Genomic DNA, 15,286 nt, shown 5'->3' with positions numbered 1-15,286 from the left:
GCGGACTCAGATGACCTCCGCCGCCTGCCTGGCGATCTCCCACTCCTCGTCCGTCGGCACGACCAGCACCGCGACGGGCGAGCCCTCCGGGGAGATGCGGCGCGCGTGGGTGGAGGCGAGCTCGTTGCGGTCGGGATCCACGCGGATGCCCAGGTGCTCGAGGCCGGCGAGGCTGCGGCGGCGCAGCAGGGAGTCGTGCTCGCCGACGCCCGCGGTGAAGACGACGGCGTCGAGGCCGCCGAGCTCGGCCGTGTACGCGCCGACGTAGCGGCGGATCCGGTGCCGGTAGACCTCCAGCGCGAGCGCCGCGCGCGGGTCGCCGTCGAGCTCGGCGGCCTGCACGTCGCGCATGTCGCTGGATCCGGTGAGCCCGAGCAGCCCGCTGCCCCGGTTGAGCAGCGCCTCCAGCTCGTCGAAGCCGAGGCCGGCCTGGCGGTGCAGGTGGAAGAGCACGGCCGGGTCGATGTCGCCCGAGCGCGTGCCCATCACGAGGCCCTCGAGCGGCGTCAGGCCCATCGAGGTCTCGATCGAGCGGCCGCCGTCGATCGCGCACGCGGAGGCGCCGTTGCCGATGTGCAGCACGATCATGCGGGTCTCCTCGAGCGGCTTCCCGAGGAACGCGGCGGCGGCGCGCGACACGAAGCGGTGCGACGTGCCGTGGAACCCGTAGCGGCGGATCCCGAAGCGCGCGGCGAGGTCGGCGTCGATCGCGTACGTGGAGGCGGCCTCGGGGATCGTGCGGTGGAACGCCGTGTCGAAGACGGCGACGTGCGGCATGTCGGGCAGCACGGCGCGGGCGGCCCGGATCCCGGCGAGGTTCGCGGGGTTGTGCAGCGGCGCGAGGGCGGAGAGCTCGTCGATGGCGCGCTCCACGTCGGCGTCGACCACGACGGCGCGGTCGAACAGGGATCCGCCGTGCACCACGCGGTGGCCGACGGCCACGGGCGGCGGCAGGTGCGCGGCCTGGACGCGGTCGAGGGCGACGCGCACGGCGGACTCGTGGTCGGGCGCGTCGCCGCCTGGCTCGCCGATGCGCTCCACGGTGCCGGCCGCGCGCGCGGCGCCGGTGACGGGATCCACGAGGCGGTGCTTGAGCGAGGAGGACCCGGCGTTGAGGACGAGGACGGACGCGGCGGGTGCGGGTGCGGGAGCGGGTGCAGGTGCGGAGGGCATGGCTCGACCCTGCGGATCCGCGGGCGCCCGCGGCAGGGGCGAACGTCCCCCGGAGGCTGCCGGGCTGCCGGTCCTCGCGGGACCTAGGGCCCTGCCGACGGGAGCCCGCCGCGACGAGCCTGGATCCACCGGGCACCATCGCCCGGACCAGCCGAAGGGGAACGACCATGACCGCCCACACCGTCACCACCACCGCACCCGGGGCGGGACGGACCACGAGCACCGCCGCACCCGTCCTCGCCGTCGACGAGCGCGCCCGCGTCACCACGGAGCGCGGCCGCGTCGCGCTCGCCGTGCTCCGCATCGCGACCGGCTTCGTCTTCCTGTGGGCGTTCCTCGACAAGGCGTTCGGTCTCGGCTTCTCCACCCCGGTGGAGCGCGCGTGGATCAACGGCGGGAAGCCCGCGCAGGGGTTCCTCACGAGCCCGGCCGTCTCGGGCCCGCTCACCGACTTCTTCGCCGGCCTCGCGAACCCCGTCGTCGACGTGCTGTTCATGCTCGCGATGCTGGGCATCGGCCTCGCCGTGATCCTCGGCATCGGCCTGCGCGTCAGCGCCGTCGTCGGCTCCGGCGTGATGCTCCTGATGTACCTCGCGGAGTGGCCGTTCGCCGCGAACGCCGCCTCGACCAACCCGCTCGTCGACTACCACATCGTCTACGCGCTCGCCCTCGTCGCGATCGCGTTCCTGTCGGCCGGTGACACCTTCGGGCTCGGTCGGGCCTGGCGCCGGCTGCCGATCGTGCGGGACCAGCGCTGGCTCATCTAGCCCGCGTCACGGGAGGGCCGGGATCCGCGAGGGTCCCGGCCCTTCGTCGTGCGCGTCCGTGACTTCGCTCGCATCGCAGGCCGTGGTCTGCGTGGCGGAAGGCCAGCCGGTGACGTGAGCCTGCTCGCGCGGGACTCCCATCGACCAGCTCCACCAGTGGATCCCGGCCGAGCGCGTCATCGTCTACGCCCGCGCTGCACGCGACATAAGAACTGTTACCAGCGTTGTGGTTCCGGGGGAGTGCTCGCCCGCACAGGTTCGAGCCGGCGCCGAAGGTCAGGTCACGACCGCGGTTCTTCTTGTAGAGGCCGGAAGGACACGGAGGGTGTCTCACGTAGCCCCCCTTCACCGGAATCGTCACCGGACCAGTCTGTTGAGACAGGGTGTTCTGACCAGCACTTCTCCACGTCCGCAGGCGTGTGAGCAGGGGTGTATGCCGCTCTGCTGCTGCAAGCGGCGTAAGCGAGCGGATGTCCGGGTAGGGATCGTCGGCTGGAACGCCAGCCGAGCATCCGAGGCCGCCCTCGACTGGGCCGTTGCACGAGAGCTGGAAGACGGCGGGGCCAGTGGGCAGATCGTCATCGTGACCGCGATGGACGACACGAAGGACATCGCCCGTGAGGACGACCGTCACCCGCGCGAGAGCACAGGGCCGTCGAAGGCACGCCGGCTCGTCGAGGAGCGCGCCGCGCAGATCGCTGCGCTCCACCCGAGCCTCCGCATCCGCGGCGAGGTCCAGGGCGGCACCGCCGAGGACGTCCTTTCCCAGTGGTCATCCCCCGACGCGCTGATCGTGGTCGGGGGTTCGCCGCCGAGCCACTCCCGGCTCCGTAGCCGCCAGCCGATCGGAGAGCGCCTCGCCGCCCGCTCCCTCGTCGCTATTGCCGTGATCCCGCCCGATTGGGAGCCCGGCAACGCCGGAGGCATCGTCGTCGGCATCGACGGCACCGCGTCGTCGCGCGCAGCTCTCCGCTTCGGTGAAGCGGAGGCGCAACGCGACGGGGTCGGCGTCGCGGCCGTGCATGCCTGGGTCGCACCAGCCGTCTGGGACATGATCTACGTCCCCGCGGACGAACTCCGCAGCATCGTCACGCACCAGCACGACGAGCTCCTCAAGGACGCGGTCCAGGAGGGCTCCGACGAGACACCCGACGTCCCAGTCGAGCAACGCTCCATCTCCGGCGATCCCTACCGGACGCTGATCCGCGAGAGCGCGGGCGCCCGCATGCTCGTCGTGGGCAGCCACAGCCACGGTGCGCTCGTTCGTCGCTTCCTCGGCTCCGTCAGCGCGACGCTCGTCGCGATGGCGCCACTGCCCGTCGTCGTCGTCCACCCCGACACCGCGGCCCGAACGGGGCGCTCATGACCCGCGGCGGCTTCACCGAATACCTCACGCCAGAGCAGTGCCTGGAGTTCCTGCGCCAGGAGCACGTCGGCCGCATCGCCTTCGTCGCCGATGGTCGCATCGAGCTGTTCCCCGTCGACTACGCCGTGGTCGACGGCGCCATCCGCATCCGCAACTCCGGCGGCACGAAGCAGATCCCGTTCGATACAGCCGAGGACGTCGTCTTCGAGGTCGACCATCCGGGCGCCATCGAGACGTGGAGCGTCGTCGTCCGCGGCATGGCCCGCCGTGTCCCGGACAGCGCTCCAGCCGCACCGAGGATCGCCCCCGCCTCCACCGACCTCAGTCGCTTCCATCGCGTGGAGATCGTGCCGGTCACCATGACCGGCAGGTTGTTCGGGGCTCCCGCTCGCTCGATGATCTAGCGGATGAACCGGCACGACCGGGGAGGGACAGAAGGGTCCTTTGTCTGGGGCGCAGTACGCGGGTGCGGGCGGAAATGCTGGTCACTTTGCCAATGACTTCGTCGGGTACCGCACCCTGCGCTGCATATGACGCACGGACGGTCGCGCCGGCGGGACCTCGATCCTGCCCCGTCTGCGGCATGGCGGGAAAGTAACGTCACAGCATCCTCTGATCCGCACCACAGGCAGATCGACCATGAGCACCTACGACACCAGTACAGCAGAGAACTCAGCCATCACCACTAATGAGATCGACAAGCTCACCGCCCGGGAGGCAACGAACATGCAGAAGACGTCCCTGACCGCGCTCGCGCGGACCGAGCTCGACGCGGCTCAGAAGGCACCCAGCGGCCGCAGCGCCCGCACCGTGTTCGGCGGGCACGAACACCAGCTCCGCCAGACCCTGATCGCTATGCGAGAAGGGCAGGAGCTCGCCGAGCACGCGAACCCCGGGGAGGCCACCGTGCAGGTCCTCCACGGCCGCGTCATCCTGACGGCAGGCGCCGAGTCGTGGTCCGGCTGGACAGGCGACCTCATCATCGTGCCCGATGCCCCACACTCCCTGACCGCGGTCGAGGACTCCACGGTGCTGCTGACCGTCGTGAAGCACCGGTGACCGACGGCATCGGTGCACCCACCGACGCGGGTTCCGACGCCCGGCAGCCCCACGGGCTTGCCCTCGGCATGGGCTGGAGCAACGCCGGCCGCAAAGCCCCCGGGGTATAGGTAGTCGGGCGCCGCGCAGAACTCCTAGCCTCGGGCCCCCTCGCCGCCCGCGCATCCCACACGGCACGCTCCTCGGCCGGCAAGGGACACGCGTCATGGCGCCATGCCTCACCGGGACCGGGCACGCGGCGTCCTGCGCGTAGCCGAATCTGACCGCGCCGCCAGCATGCCTACCGAATGCACCGCTCGTATCCACGGCGCGCGTCAGAGGACCAACGGCCCTACCGTGACGACCAGGCCCGGACGCACCATGGGTCATGACCACCACCAGCACCCCCGGGACCCCCGTCGACTCCCCGCGCGCGCAGCCGATCGGCCTGCCGTCCGGCACCGCCCGCGCGACCACCGGCAGCATCGTCGTCGGACACGATGGGTCCGCAGGAGCGAAGGCGGCCCTCGAGATCGCGCTCCAGCTCGGACGGGACCTGCTCGCTCCCGTCGTCATCGTCCGCACCTGGTCCTTCGACACCGCCCCGCGTGGTGCCGTCTTCCATGACGGCTATGCCGCATCGTTCTCCGAGATCGGCGAGACGGTCCGCATCGGGGTCCAGGAGGAGACCGCCGAGCAGACCTCCCGCTACTCGGACGTCGACGGCGAGGTCCGCAGCGTCCTCGGTGAGGCAGCCGAGGTGCTCATCGACCTCTCCGCCGACGCGCGGATGCTCGTCGTCGGCACACGCGGACTCGGCGGCTTCGCAGGCATGGTCCTCGGGTCCGTCAGCGACCGGTGCGCCCGTCATGCCCGTTGCCCCGTCCTCGTCGTACCCCGCACCCGCGACCCCCGCGTATGACCGCTTCGGTGCAAGCCCACCCCGGCGAGCTGCACCACACCGGCGTCGCCCAACGCCTCAACTGGTTGCGCGCCGGCGTGCTCGGCGCCAACGACGGAATCGTCTCAGTGGCCGCCATCGTCGTCGGCGTTGCCGGCGCGACCACCGCGACCGGCCCCATCCTCACCGCCGGTCTGGCAGGACTCGTCGGCGGGGCGATCTCCATGGCGCTGGGAGAGTACGTCTCCGTCAGCAGCCAGAGCGACAGCGAGCGAGCCCTCATCCAGAAGGAGCGCCGAGAGCTTGCCGACATGCCAGACGAAGAGCTCGACGAGCTCACCGACCTCTACGCCGCACAGGGCCTGAGTCCTGACACCGCCCGACGGGTCGCCGTCGAGCTCACCGCGCACGACGCCCTCTCCGCGCACCTCGCCATGGAGTTGCACATCGCCGAGGACGACGTCGTCAGCCCCTGGCACGCCGCAGCGGCCTCCGCCGCCGCATTCACCCTGGGCGCTGTCCTTCCGATGCTCGCGATCCTCTTGCCGCCCGAGGCCTGGCGGATCCCGGTGACCTTCGTCGCCGTGCTCCTGGCCCTCGCCCTCACCGGCGCCGCCTCAGCACGGATCGGCGGCAGCTCGGTCGGCCGCGCCACCCTCCGCGTCGTGATCGGCGGCGCCCTCGCCCTTGTCGCCACCTATGGCGTCGGGCTGCTGCTCGGGTCCTCCGGGATCGTGTGACGCAGGGGACAAAGCGCGGCCGATCAACGGCTTCATCCACCGCCCTTCAGGACAGCGCCGTCCGCGACCACAAACGCTGGAGTCGCGCCATCGCTTCGAAACCCGTCGAGCTCGACGACGAATCGTGAACGACATCACGCTCAGCTGGCGCCCCGCCAGCACTCACACGTCGGCGCAGATCCGCGCTGCGCTAGTTCGCAACGCCACGATCGACGCTGTCCACGTCCACGTCCACGTCCACGTCTGTCGGTACGACCGTGACCCTGACCGGGCGGGTCCGTTCTTATGGAGAACGCCAGCAGGCCGAGGCTACGGCCTGGGCGTCGCCCGAGTGCTGAATGACATCATGATCGGGCGATGACCTACGGGATCCGCGAGTCATGTCGGCGGTAAATCAGCTCAAGCGGGCTACAACCTAAATCGCACTTCAGCGTCACGCATGCCTTGGGTTGCGAGACGTCTCACGAGCTCAGCGAACCGTGCTGTGTGAGCCGCATCGGTAAATGGCCGCGATTTCGCGTTGCTAGATGTCACTGGTCTACGGACGGTGGGTTGTCGCAAACCGACTCCTGATCCTCTCCCGCGCCGGTTAGTCGCACAGCTCTTTGAGCGGCGCTGTGGAGCAAGCCTGGTTCGATCACGAGGTTGATCGCAATGTGGGTGAGGATGGCGGGGATGATCACGCGGTTTGATGCCACGTAGACCAGAGACAGGAGCACGCCAAGCGCGAAGGTGGAGCAAAGAACGGGCGGCGCGATTCGCCAGCTCCTGGCGAACACTACCCACACACAGTGGACGACCGCGAAGAGCGCCGCCGACAGAACAATCTGCAATAGAAGCGGCGCTCCTTCACTAGCCAGGGCGTCCATGACGACCCGTCGGAAGAACATCTCCTCCAGCACTCCGGAGAGCAGTGCAAGCGGAATCGCGAGGAGGCGGAACCACGATCGTTCGATCGCGATGCTTCGGACGGTCGGAACTGCCCACAGCGTGTACGCGGTATAGACGATCGCAACGAGGATCGCTATAACCCAACCCAGGGCCGGGACCGCGGACGCCTGCCCCATTGACTCCACGAACCGAGCCGGGTCGGGAAGGATCCAGGCCGACAGCCCGACGACGAAGGAACCGATGACCGCTCCCGCCAGCAGCGTGGTCCGTCGCCGTGAGATCGCGTCATTCATGATGAACCTTTCTCGGACTCGTTGTCTGCCAACCTGTCGGCTCGAGCCGTCAGTGGATGCCGTGCGCCTAAATCACGGAGATACAGCTGCACGTGTTCGCGTAAGGCAGGGGGTGAGAAAAGAACGGGACGGGAGAGGGCGTTAAGAGCGAGACCGTCGATGAAGGCACGCAACCTGACCGCCTCACCAGGGCGATCGCGCCCGGTGATCACCTCGACGCTCCATCGAGCAAGGTGGTCCAGCCCGTCCTCCGCGTCGTCGAGCACCTTTCGATGCAGTGCACCCCGCAAGCCCACCAGCGCGCTGAACCAGACGTGTGCTTCTACTCGTCGGGCATCGTCGAAGGGCAGAACACTGCACAGAGCCTCCTCGACCTGCTCCCCGAGGGTGCCTGTCGGACCTTCGGTGTCGATCCTGACCTGCTGTTCCTTGATCGCCAGCTGCAGAGCGTGAGAAATGAGATCTTCCCGCGTCGCGAAAAAATACTGCAGCGTCGACGGGGGAATGCCCGCACGCTCTGCGACGGATCGGACGCTGAGCCCCAAGAGGCCGTCATCGTTAAGGACCGCCCAGACTGCTCGTCCGATGGAATCGCGCTTTTCCTCATGGTCCACACGCTTAGGCATCCCAACCCCTTCGCCGTACATTCGTACGGGCAAGGCTAGTAGATACGGTCGCTTGCTCGCTAGGGGTGGTCCTGTCCCAGAGGCGATCGTCCCTGAGAGACCCGTAGCGCGATGAGTGTGAGGGGGAGATGCTGGCGCGACCACCTCCGGCTTGTAACGCATGGGTTGCGAGACGTCTCGTCGCGACCGCCCGGCGTGGCCCGCCATGGAAGGCGTCGTGGCGCCGTGTGCGTCTCGCAGTCATGTCTTGCAGGTACCGGGGCTGAGAAGTGTCTCGGCGGTTGGATGCGAGACAGGTAGCGTCACGTTCGGCAGCGGGGGAGTGCTGGGCACGCTGCGGTTCAGTACATGAGCTGGCTCTTGCGGTAGTGCGGCGGCTGCACAGCCTTGTGTCTGCCGAGGTCCGTCGCAAGTTCCTTCGGCCGCTTCTTGTTGCTCCAGATTAGGAGGTACCAGGTCTCACCGAGATCGTCGTCGGCTTGCCGATCGACGATCGCTGTCACGGTGTAGAGGTGCTGGCGGTACTCCGCGATGTGGGACTTCTTCTCGCCCGCATCCTTCGTGGCGTCGCGCGCCTTCAAAGCGTCGAGGGCGGCGCCGATGCCGGACTCGAGGGCGGCGATGCGCTCGGACTGGTCTTGGAAGGTCACAGCAGTCATCCTCGTCTGCTGACGCCGTGCAGCGCGAGCGCTGGCCCAGGGGACGGCTGCGTCACTCGGTTGCGGGCTCGTCGACGCGGGGGAGCGTCAGTGTGGTCGAGTCCTTCGCTGAGGACCGCTCGACCGCCCGGTACACGGTCCTCTATCGGACGGGCTGTCGGGAGCGGACCGGGTGTGTCAAAGTCATGTCATGCCTGGCGAGTTGGAGATCGATCGCGAAGGCGATAATGAGCGGCGCCGAAGTGGCCGCTTGTCCACCGATCAGTCGATGACCCTCATGGGAGTCGCCGTGGTCGTGTCAGCTGGGGTCCAGGCGTTCTCGAGCTTCGAGCTCCTGGGTCGACTAGGGCTATTCGGGCTCGTGTTCTTGCTGGTGTTCCTCGTCGGCGCGACGATCATTCGCCGGCGCAACTCGCGTGTGGAGCGAGACCGCTCCTGAGACCTCGGCGTCCGGGGAGGATCCCTTGGTGAGACGCGACTCCGGGGGTCTCACCAGGCGAGAGCACGGCCGTGTCGTACGGGGTGCAGGAGCGTACCTGCCTTCGATCGTCGGACAGTCGGCATGCAAGGCTGGTGCCATGAGTAAGCCCGAGGACGCAGATGCGTCTGGATCGTTCATGCGCTCCCAGTACTTCTACTTCCTCGTCGCTGGGATCGTGGCCATCGTCTACGGCGCCATGCACCCGGACCAGCGGGTTCTGCGGTTTGTCGCGGGCGGAGCCTTCGTCCTGATCGGTGGCTTTCTTCTCACGCGCTCGCTTCGTAGGAAGCACTCGGGCAAGAAGGGCTCGGCCTCACGCTTCTAGGCGTTGACCGACATCGGGCAGCGGTCCGGGTAGCCATCCCCTACCGGACTGCTCCTGTCGTGATGCCGAGCATCGATCCGAGCCCGGCTGACAGTACGTGCACGTTGTCTAGGGGGAGCCACCAGCATGTCCAGCGCACGGGATCACCGCAGTGCGCCGGGGTGAGCTCTTGAGCTCCCCAGCGCTCCGCGATGTCGGCGGGGGGCATCCTCATCTCGACGAAGTGGCGGACGGCGATCTCGTCTCGCGTCGGTCTGAGGTCGTACCGATCGACGCCGACCAGACGCACCACCTTGCCATCGCGGCCTGTCTCCTCTGCGAGCTCGCGGAGCGCTGCATCCTCGGGCGTCTCGTCTGCCTCGATGCTGCCGGCAGGCACCTGGACACCCGTGATGGTGAGGGCGATCGCATCGTGGGTGAACACGAGGAGGTGGTCGTGCTCGATCACGTAGCAGACGACCTTGTCGACTTCGCGGGGCATGGCACCACCGTAGAGGGGGCGTCGACCGCCTGGGCGGATCCGCCCAGCGAGAGCGTCCGGGGAGGGATCCCTCTTCGGACGGACACAGCCTGTCAGGCGGTGAAGATGCTGATCGCTAGGAGCCGGAGGCCCCGTGGGCGACCTCTGGGACGAGCTGCACCACGGCCGGATGAAGCCGAACCACTTCGGGCATTAGCGCGACGATCGGCTCGTAGGTCATGAGGTACGCCTGGAAGTTGATCATCCCCAGCAACGCGAGATCTCGATCGTCCAGCGGCTCGTCACGATGTATCCGCGACAACGCAGGGAGAGCATGCATTGACCCCACGATGAGATTCAGGTTCATGTAGGCGTCGTCGTCGCCCACGGCCCACTTGCGCAGCGGGTGATCGCTCGGCCCGGGGTTCACGATCGTTCGACGCGTGCCAACCATGCGACCTCCCCTGTCGCTTTCGACCCTACGGGCAGCGTCCACGCTGACGTACCCCCACTCCGTGCCGGCGGCAGTCACGCCCAGCGCGGTCAGGAGAGGGATCCCCTGTCGGACAGGGCCGAGCGGCCGTCTCGGGCGTCGAGGTGCGCCAGCAGATGCGGGAAACTAGCGCAGCTAGAGTCGTCATCGATCAAAGGAGCACGATGGCGCGCAAGGCAACACAGCTGACCAGCCCCGAGGGGGGCATCGCGTTTGGCATCGTCCTGATTATCTTGTCGGTCGTGATCCTCCTGGTGCCGTCTGACCGAGTCGCTACCCAAGGATCCGCCGGCCTGCTTGGTATTCCCATCTGGATCTTGGGAATCCCACCGCTCTTGGGCGGCATCTGGTTGCTCTACCTGGGCGTCACGCAGGTCAAGAAGAAGAAGTAGGTACGCCACTCACCTCGGCAGGCAGCGTCCGGGAATGGATCCCCTATCGGACGGGGAGGGTCCGCAGAGGAGAGCACGCAGCGACGATGACCGCGGCGGTGAACCCGAGGACCACGGCCAGCAGCGCGGATCCAGTTCCCGCGGTGGACATCAGAGCGCCACCGCCCACGGCTCCTGCGGCGGCGAGCGTGCGGTTCGCGCTGCGCATCGTGCCGTTCATGCGGCCGAGGAGGTCGTCGGGCGTGATGGTCTGGCGGAGGCTCATCTCATTGGCGTTCTCGCTCCCGGCCGCGACGCCCTGGACGGCGAACGCGACGAACAACGTGACCACCGTCGCTGCCGACGCACCGGCATCCACCCCGACCGTCGCGACCGCGATCGCCGCCCAGGCGATCGGATAAGCGGCTCGTGCGGCGATGATCGTCCGGCCAGCACCGAACCGAGCGCCGAGGCGCGGCGCGGCCGTCGCGCCGACGAGCATCGCGACGCCGCCGACGGCGACGATCGCTCCGTAGACGGCTGCGGGGAGCGCGAGCGTGCGCAGCGCGAGGGTCGCGAACACCGTCAGCCCGGCGGCGTTGGCGAGGAACCACAGGTGCGTGGAGACCGCGAGCGGCGCGAGAGCCACGTGCCCGTACGTCCACCGCAGTCCGTCGGCGATCTCCCGGCGCAGCCGCGCACCCGCGGGGCGAGCCGCGGTCTGCTCGACGACGCGGATCCGCGCGATGAGGACGGCGTCGACGAAGTAGCTCACCGCGTCCAACGCGATCGCGATCGGCGCGGTGACGATGCTGACCAGGACGCCGCCGAGAGCCGGACCCGCTGTCTGGGCGGCAGCGTCGCTCTGATCCAAGCGCGCGTTCGCCGTCAGGAGCAGAGGGCGCGGCACGATGCGGGGCAGGAGGGACTGCGTCGCGGCGAAGCCGACGACGGACAGGACGCCGAACACGAACAGCGCCACCGCCGTCACCCAGAGATTCAAGGCTCCCATCATCCAGAGGACGGGGATCGCGCCGAGACAGACGCCACGGCCGACGCTCGACCAGATCAGCAGCGGCTTGCGCGGGAAGCGGTCGACGTACGCGCCGACGATCAGACCGAACAACGCGTACGGGAGGAACTGAGCGGCGTTCACCAGCCCGACCTCGAACGGATTAGCGTCCAGCACGGTCACCACCAGCACCGGGACGGCCACCGCGCTCACCGCCGTGCCGAACGAGGACACCGTCGCGGCGGCCCAGTACGAGCGGAACCCGGGCACTCGACGCAACGCGGTCACGTCGTCACCGTATCGAGAGCCGCCCCCTCTGCGCGCGCGTGACGGGAGGATCGGGCCCGAGGTCGACAGGATGAGTGCATGACCGTGGACCCCGGAACGCCCGAAGGGCAGAGACGCACCCGTCGAGGACTGCGTGTCGGACGCGCCTCGTCGATGAGCGTCGGAGCTCTCGGGCTCCTGCTCGTGACGGCCATCCGCGAGCAGACGGTCGCGCTCTGGGTCACGTGGGCCGTGGTGCTCGTGGTGATCGTCGCCGCCTTCGTCTTCGAGTTCCGACGCGAGCGTGCGCGCCGCCGCCGGGACGGCACGCCACTCAGCTGATTCGCTGCGGAATCGCCGGCCGCGAAGACACGACGGCAGTCGAGATGGGGCATCGCTGCGGTCCGGTAGGGGATCGCTCGCCGGACCAGCAGGCGGGGGTGGGGCGAGCGGCCTTATTGCGGGCCTTCGTCGCGCGCATCCGACGACGGATAGGCGGCCCGTCGCCAGCGGAAGAGGATGATGCCGCAGACGACTGCGAGGACGAAGGCTGGAACGGCGATGACCAGCCGTCCGTTGCTTCCGAAGATGAGAGCCGTGATGACTAGTAGCCCGATGAAGCTCGACAGGACGTGGAACTTGACGGGCAAGTCTTCTCCTCGGGATCTGCGGCACGAAAACTTCGCGTTGGGGCTAACAGTAGAGCCGCGAGGGGAAGCCCCTGGCGACGTCAGAGGAGTCCGGACGGGAATTCCTGCCCGGACCACAGAGAACGTGGGCAGCCGCGTTACCGGCTCTTCCCGCAGTCGACGCGTAGCGGACCTACTCGCCGCGCTTCTCGCGGCGGCGCTGCAAGACGGCGAGCACGAGCGCGAACGATGCAAGGACGACCAAGAAGACGGCAACTCCCCAGATTGGCAAGCCGAACCCTCGCCGCGCCGGCTCGTCCGAACCTGGAAGGAAGATGCCCACGATGCCGGCCACCAGCAGAACGGAGAAGAAGATGATGGCGTGCCGTGCCGATTTCCAATGGTTGGTCGTCAACAGCCACTTCATGAGTTCCGCCTTCCGATGCGCCTAACCCGAACCTAGGGGATCGTGCAGTCGGCACGGAGGCGCCAGCCTGCTCCGCCCCACTCGCTGGGGTGTCCGGCAGGGGATCGGCTGGTGAGACGGTTTCCGCGGGGTGCGGCGGGTCCGAATCCGCCCGCCGAACGCCCTCAGGGGGTCAGGCTGCGATCTCGTCCAGTTCGGCGACGTCCTCAGGAGAGAGCGCGAGTGCGGCGCCGGTGATGTTCTCGCGCAGGTGTGCCACGGAGGAGGTGCCCGGGATGAGAGGGATGTTCGGGGAGCGCTGCAGCAGCCAGGCGAGCGCGACGGACATCGGGGTCGCGTCGAGCCGGGTGGCGACAGCGGAGAGCGCGTCGGACTGCAGGGGGGTGAAGCCGACGAGCGGGAAGAACGGGATGTACGCGATTCGGTCGGCTGCTAGCTGGTCGATCAGTGCGTCGTCCCCCCGGTGGGCGAGGTTGTACATGTTCTGCACCGACACGATCGGGGCGATCGACCGTGCCTCGGCGACCTGGTCGGCGGTGGCGTTGCTGACGCCGAGGTGCCGGATCATGCCCTGACGTTGCAGGTCGACGAGCGTCTCGAACGCTTCGGCAATCCGCTCCGGGACCGGTCCGTCCGCGTCGCCGAGCCGCAGGTGCACGAGGTCGAGGGCGTCGATGCCGAGGGTCTCGAGGTTGTCGTCGATCTGCGCGCGTAGCTCGTCGGGCTTCCGTGCGGACGGCCAGCCTCCCTGCGCATCGCGGCGCCCCCCCCGGCCTTGGTCGCGATGAGCAGATCGTCGGCGTACGGGTGGAGCGGTTCGCGGATGAGCTCGTTGACGACTCGCGGCCCGTAGGTCTCGGCGGTGTCGATGTGGGTGATGCCGCTGGCGGCGGCGTGCTGCAGGACGGCGATGGCGGCGTCGTGATCCTTGGGCGGGCCGACGACCCAGGGGCCAGCCAGCTGCATGCCGCCGTATCCCAAGCGAGTCACGGTGCGGTCGCCGAGGGTCCAGGTGCCGCCGGGCAGTTCGGGAGTGGTGGTGCTCATCAGGTGCCTTTCAGGGCTTGTGGGATGGGGTGCCGTGCTCCACCCTGGAGGGGCCACTATCCGAACGGAAGTAGGCACCTTAAAGTGCGTAGATACCCAGGAGGTCGTGATGGTCACGATGACCGCTACCGAAGAGAAGGCGTCCGCGAAGGCGCAGTACAACGCGTTCCTGGCGGCGTGCCCGAGTCAGCAACTCCTCGCCCGGGTCTCCGGCAAGTGGGTGACCCTCGTCCTCTCGGCCCTGGGGAGCGGTCCCGACTGCGATGGGGAGCCGCGGCCCATGCGGTACTCCGAGCTCGGCCGGGTCCTCGCGGGAGTCAGTCCGAAGATGTTGTCGCAGACGCTGCGGTCCCTCGAGCGGGACGGTCTGATCACGCGCACCGCGACCGCGACGGTTCCCGTCACCGTGACGTACGAGCTCACGGAGCTCGGGCTCTCCCTGCACCAGACGGTGCGGCAGCTCAAGCTCTGGTCCGAGACGCACCGCGATGAGGTCGCAGCGCACCAGGATCGGTTCGACACCGTCCGGTAGAGGATCCCCATGCGGAACGGCACAGCGCACGCGGCTCAGCCGGGCACTGCGGCCGGAAGGGCGGCCTCGTTCTCCGTGAGCCATGCCTGACGGCGGAGGATGACGTCGCCCAAGCCCTCATCCCACAGGAGGGTCGCGGGACCGGCCGATGCCGGGCGATCGGACTCGGCGAGTGCCCGTGTGGGGAGTCCCACCTGCTCCGCCGCATCGTCGTAGCGCCGCGGCGAGCGCGGGGATGCGGGTCCGTCGGCGCACGGACCGGCCCGTGTCCGCTGTCCGGGGTGGGGAGCGTCCTCCGATCGCCGACGAGCGGCGCCAGGCTCAGGCGGACTCAGCTGCAGGCGCACCCGCATCGTCGAAGCGCCGCCGGTGGTCGGCGATCACGTGCTGGTGCTCGCCCACCCAGTCGCCGACCACGGAGGCGACGCCCTGCAGGGAGTGCCCGAGGTCGGTGACCTCGTACTCGACCCGTGGCGGCACCTCGGCGTAGACGGTGCGCGTCACCAGGCCGTCGCGTTCGAGGGCGCGCAGGGTGACGGTCAGCATGCGGCGCGAGATCCCCGGGATCATGTCGGCGATCTCGGTGAAGCGCTTGCGGTCCGGTCCGAGGACGCCGATGACCAGCAGCGTCCACTTGTCGCCGATGCGGGACAGCAGCGACCGGAAGAGCTCCGGGTCCTCCCCCGAGCAGAGCGCGCGCATCTGCGGCATGGACTCCGCGAGCCTGTCGTGCAGGGCCCGGTCGCGGGCGTCGAGGGACATCGGCGCTCCTTGGGTGACCGCGAGGT

Annotated in this window: 21 protein-coding genes and 1 pseudogene; 11 read left to right on the top strand and 11 right to left on the bottom strand. The window is 68.7% G+C overall.

The features are described from left to right. Positions 1 to 6 precede the first annotated feature (6 nt). Positions 7 to 1,173 carry an acetate/propionate family kinase gene (locus ACMT9T_RS09860; protein ID WP_414745390.1) on the bottom strand — a complete coding sequence of 389 codons (1,167 nt, stop codon included), beginning with the start codon at positions 1,171 to 1,173 and terminating at the stop codon, positions 7 to 9. A 167-nt stretch (positions 1,174 to 1,340) separates the two neighbouring features. Between ACMT9T_RS09860 and ACMT9T_RS09855 the strand changes: the two genes are divergently transcribed. From ACMT9T_RS09855 to ACMT9T_RS09830, 6 genes are all read left to right on the top strand, one after another. After that, on the top strand, positions 1,341 to 1,940 hold the full coding sequence (locus ACMT9T_RS09855) for a DoxX family protein (protein WP_414745389.1): 600 nt from the start codon (positions 1,341 to 1,343) through the stop codon (positions 1,938 to 1,940). Between the two features lie 433 nt (positions 1,941 to 2,373). After that, on the top strand, positions 2,374 to 3,306 hold the full coding sequence (locus ACMT9T_RS09850; RefSeq protein WP_414745388.1) for a universal stress protein: 933 nt from the start codon (positions 2,374 to 2,376) through the stop codon (positions 3,304 to 3,306). Then, on the top strand, positions 3,303 to 3,710 hold the full coding sequence (locus tag ACMT9T_RS09845) for a pyridoxamine 5'-phosphate oxidase family protein (RefSeq protein ID WP_414745387.1): 408 nt from the start codon (positions 3,303 to 3,305) through the stop codon (positions 3,708 to 3,710). Before ACMT9T_RS09850 ends, ACMT9T_RS09845 begins: the two co-directional genes overlap by 4 nt. A 235-nt stretch (positions 3,711 to 3,945) precedes the next feature. After that, positions 3,946 to 4,365, top strand: coding sequence for a cupin domain-containing protein (locus tag ACMT9T_RS09840; protein ID WP_414745386.1), 420 nt, complete (start codon positions 3,946 to 3,948; stop codon positions 4,363 to 4,365). A 367-nt stretch (positions 4,366 to 4,732) separates the two neighbouring features. After that, positions 4,733 to 5,266, top strand: coding sequence for a universal stress protein (locus ACMT9T_RS09835; RefSeq protein WP_414745385.1), 534 nt, complete (start codon positions 4,733 to 4,735; stop codon positions 5,264 to 5,266). Further along, positions 5,263 to 5,985 carry a VIT1/CCC1 transporter family protein gene (locus ACMT9T_RS09830; RefSeq protein ID WP_414745384.1) on the top strand — a complete coding sequence of 241 codons (723 nt, stop codon included), beginning with the start codon at positions 5,263 to 5,265 and terminating at the stop codon, positions 5,983 to 5,985. The genes ACMT9T_RS09835 and ACMT9T_RS09830 overlap by 4 nt, the downstream gene beginning before the upstream one ends. Positions 5,986 to 6,515: 530 nt before the next feature. On the opposite strand, the gene ACMT9T_RS09825 is transcribed toward ACMT9T_RS09830, so the two are convergent. From ACMT9T_RS09825 to ACMT9T_RS09815, 3 genes are all read right to left on the bottom strand, one after another. After that, positions 6,516 to 7,169, bottom strand: coding sequence for a CPBP family intramembrane glutamic endopeptidase (locus ACMT9T_RS09825; RefSeq protein ID WP_414745383.1), 654 nt, complete (start codon positions 7,167 to 7,169; stop codon positions 6,516 to 6,518). After that, the gene (locus tag ACMT9T_RS09820) at positions 7,166 to 7,795 is read right to left on the bottom strand and encodes a TetR/AcrR family transcriptional regulator (RefSeq protein WP_414745382.1); all 630 of its coding nucleotides are present in this window, start codon (positions 7,793 to 7,795) and stop codon (positions 7,166 to 7,168) included. Before ACMT9T_RS09820 ends, ACMT9T_RS09825 begins: the two co-directional genes overlap by 4 nt. Positions 7,796 to 8,136: 341 nt before the next feature. Then, positions 8,137 to 8,445, bottom strand: a complete 309-nt coding sequence (locus ACMT9T_RS09815; protein WP_414745381.1) for a hypothetical protein — start codon at positions 8,443 to 8,445, stop codon at positions 8,137 to 8,139. Between the two features lie 199 nt (positions 8,446 to 8,644). Here ACMT9T_RS09815 and ACMT9T_RS09810 point away from each other — a divergent pair, with 199 nt between their 5' ends. Both ACMT9T_RS09810 and ACMT9T_RS09805 read left to right on the top strand, forming a co-directional pair. Next, entirely contained in the window at positions 8,645 to 8,893 is a 249-nt protein-coding gene (locus ACMT9T_RS09810; protein WP_414745380.1) for a hypothetical protein, read from the top strand. 139 nt (positions 8,894 to 9,032) lie between these two features. Then, on the top strand, positions 9,033 to 9,260 hold the full coding sequence (locus ACMT9T_RS09805; protein ID WP_414745379.1) for a hypothetical protein: 228 nt from the start codon (positions 9,033 to 9,035) through the stop codon (positions 9,258 to 9,260). A 40-nt stretch (positions 9,261 to 9,300) separates the two neighbouring features. Here ACMT9T_RS09805 and ACMT9T_RS09800 read toward each other — a convergent pair whose 3' ends face one another. Both ACMT9T_RS09800 and ACMT9T_RS09795 read right to left on the bottom strand, forming a co-directional pair. Beyond that, on the bottom strand, positions 9,301 to 9,741 hold the full coding sequence (locus tag ACMT9T_RS09800) for an NUDIX domain-containing protein (protein WP_414745378.1): 441 nt from the start codon (positions 9,739 to 9,741) through the stop codon (positions 9,301 to 9,303). Positions 9,742 to 9,856: 115 nt separating this feature from the next. After that, the gene (locus tag ACMT9T_RS09795) at positions 9,857 to 10,174 is read right to left on the bottom strand and encodes a hypothetical protein (RefSeq protein WP_414745377.1); all 318 of its coding nucleotides are present in this window, start codon (positions 10,172 to 10,174) and stop codon (positions 9,857 to 9,859) included. A 203-nt stretch (positions 10,175 to 10,377) separates the two neighbouring features. Here ACMT9T_RS09795 and ACMT9T_RS09790 point away from each other — a divergent pair, with 203 nt between their 5' ends. After that, the gene (locus ACMT9T_RS09790; RefSeq protein WP_414745376.1) at positions 10,378 to 10,605 is read left to right on the top strand and encodes a hypothetical protein; all 228 of its coding nucleotides are present in this window, start codon (positions 10,378 to 10,380) and stop codon (positions 10,603 to 10,605) included. Between the two features lie 43 nt (positions 10,606 to 10,648). Here the strand turns inward: ACMT9T_RS09790 and ACMT9T_RS09785 are convergent, their stop codons facing one another. Further along, positions 10,649 to 11,884: an MFS transporter gene (locus ACMT9T_RS09785; RefSeq protein WP_414745375.1), complete on the bottom strand. Its 1,236-nt coding sequence runs from the start codon at positions 11,882 to 11,884 to the stop codon at positions 10,649 to 10,651. A 153-nt stretch (positions 11,885 to 12,037) separates the two neighbouring features. On the opposite strand from ACMT9T_RS09785, the gene ACMT9T_RS09780 reads away from it, so the two are divergent. Further along, on the top strand, positions 12,038 to 12,205 hold the full coding sequence (locus ACMT9T_RS09780) for a hypothetical protein (protein ID WP_414745374.1): 168 nt from the start codon (positions 12,038 to 12,040) through the stop codon (positions 12,203 to 12,205). A gap of 113 nt (positions 12,206 to 12,318) precedes the next feature. Here ACMT9T_RS09780 and ACMT9T_RS09775 read toward each other — a convergent pair whose 3' ends face one another. The 3 genes and pseudogenes from ACMT9T_RS09775 to ACMT9T_RS09765 all read right to left on the bottom strand — a co-directional run bounded on the left by ACMT9T_RS09775 (position 12,319) and on the right by ACMT9T_RS09765 (position 13,885). Continuing rightward, a complete protein-coding gene (locus tag ACMT9T_RS09775) occupies positions 12,319 to 12,513 on the bottom strand; it encodes a hypothetical protein (RefSeq protein ID WP_414745373.1) in 195 nt (64 codons plus the stop codon). 172 nt (positions 12,514 to 12,685) lie between these two features. After that, positions 12,686 to 12,919: a hypothetical protein gene (locus ACMT9T_RS09770; protein WP_414745372.1), complete on the bottom strand. Its 234-nt coding sequence runs from the start codon at positions 12,917 to 12,919 to the stop codon at positions 12,686 to 12,688. 172 nt (positions 12,920 to 13,091) lie between these two features. Continuing rightward, positions 13,092 to 13,885, bottom strand: a pseudogene (locus ACMT9T_RS09765) (oxidoreductase). A gap of 190 nt (positions 13,886 to 14,075) precedes the next feature. Here ACMT9T_RS09765 and ACMT9T_RS09760 point away from each other — a divergent pair. Continuing rightward, a complete protein-coding gene (locus tag ACMT9T_RS09760) occupies positions 14,076 to 14,498 on the top strand; it encodes a winged helix-turn-helix transcriptional regulator (RefSeq protein ID WP_414745371.1) in 423 nt (140 codons plus the stop codon). Between the two features lie 321 nt (positions 14,499 to 14,819). Here the strand turns inward: ACMT9T_RS09760 and ACMT9T_RS09755 are convergent, their stop codons facing one another. After that, on the bottom strand, positions 14,820 to 15,260 hold the full coding sequence (locus tag ACMT9T_RS09755; protein WP_414745370.1) for a winged helix-turn-helix transcriptional regulator: 441 nt from the start codon (positions 15,258 to 15,260) through the stop codon (positions 14,820 to 14,822). Between the last annotated feature and the right edge of the window lie 26 nt (positions 15,261 to 15,286).

Source organism: Clavibacter vidaverae, assembly GCF_047529985.1.
In the GTDB taxonomy this organism is placed as follows: Bacteria; Actinomycetota; Actinomycetes; order Actinomycetales; family Microbacteriaceae; genus Clavibacter; species Clavibacter nebraskensis_A.
This window is presented reverse-complemented; position numbering and strand designations above follow the sequence as displayed.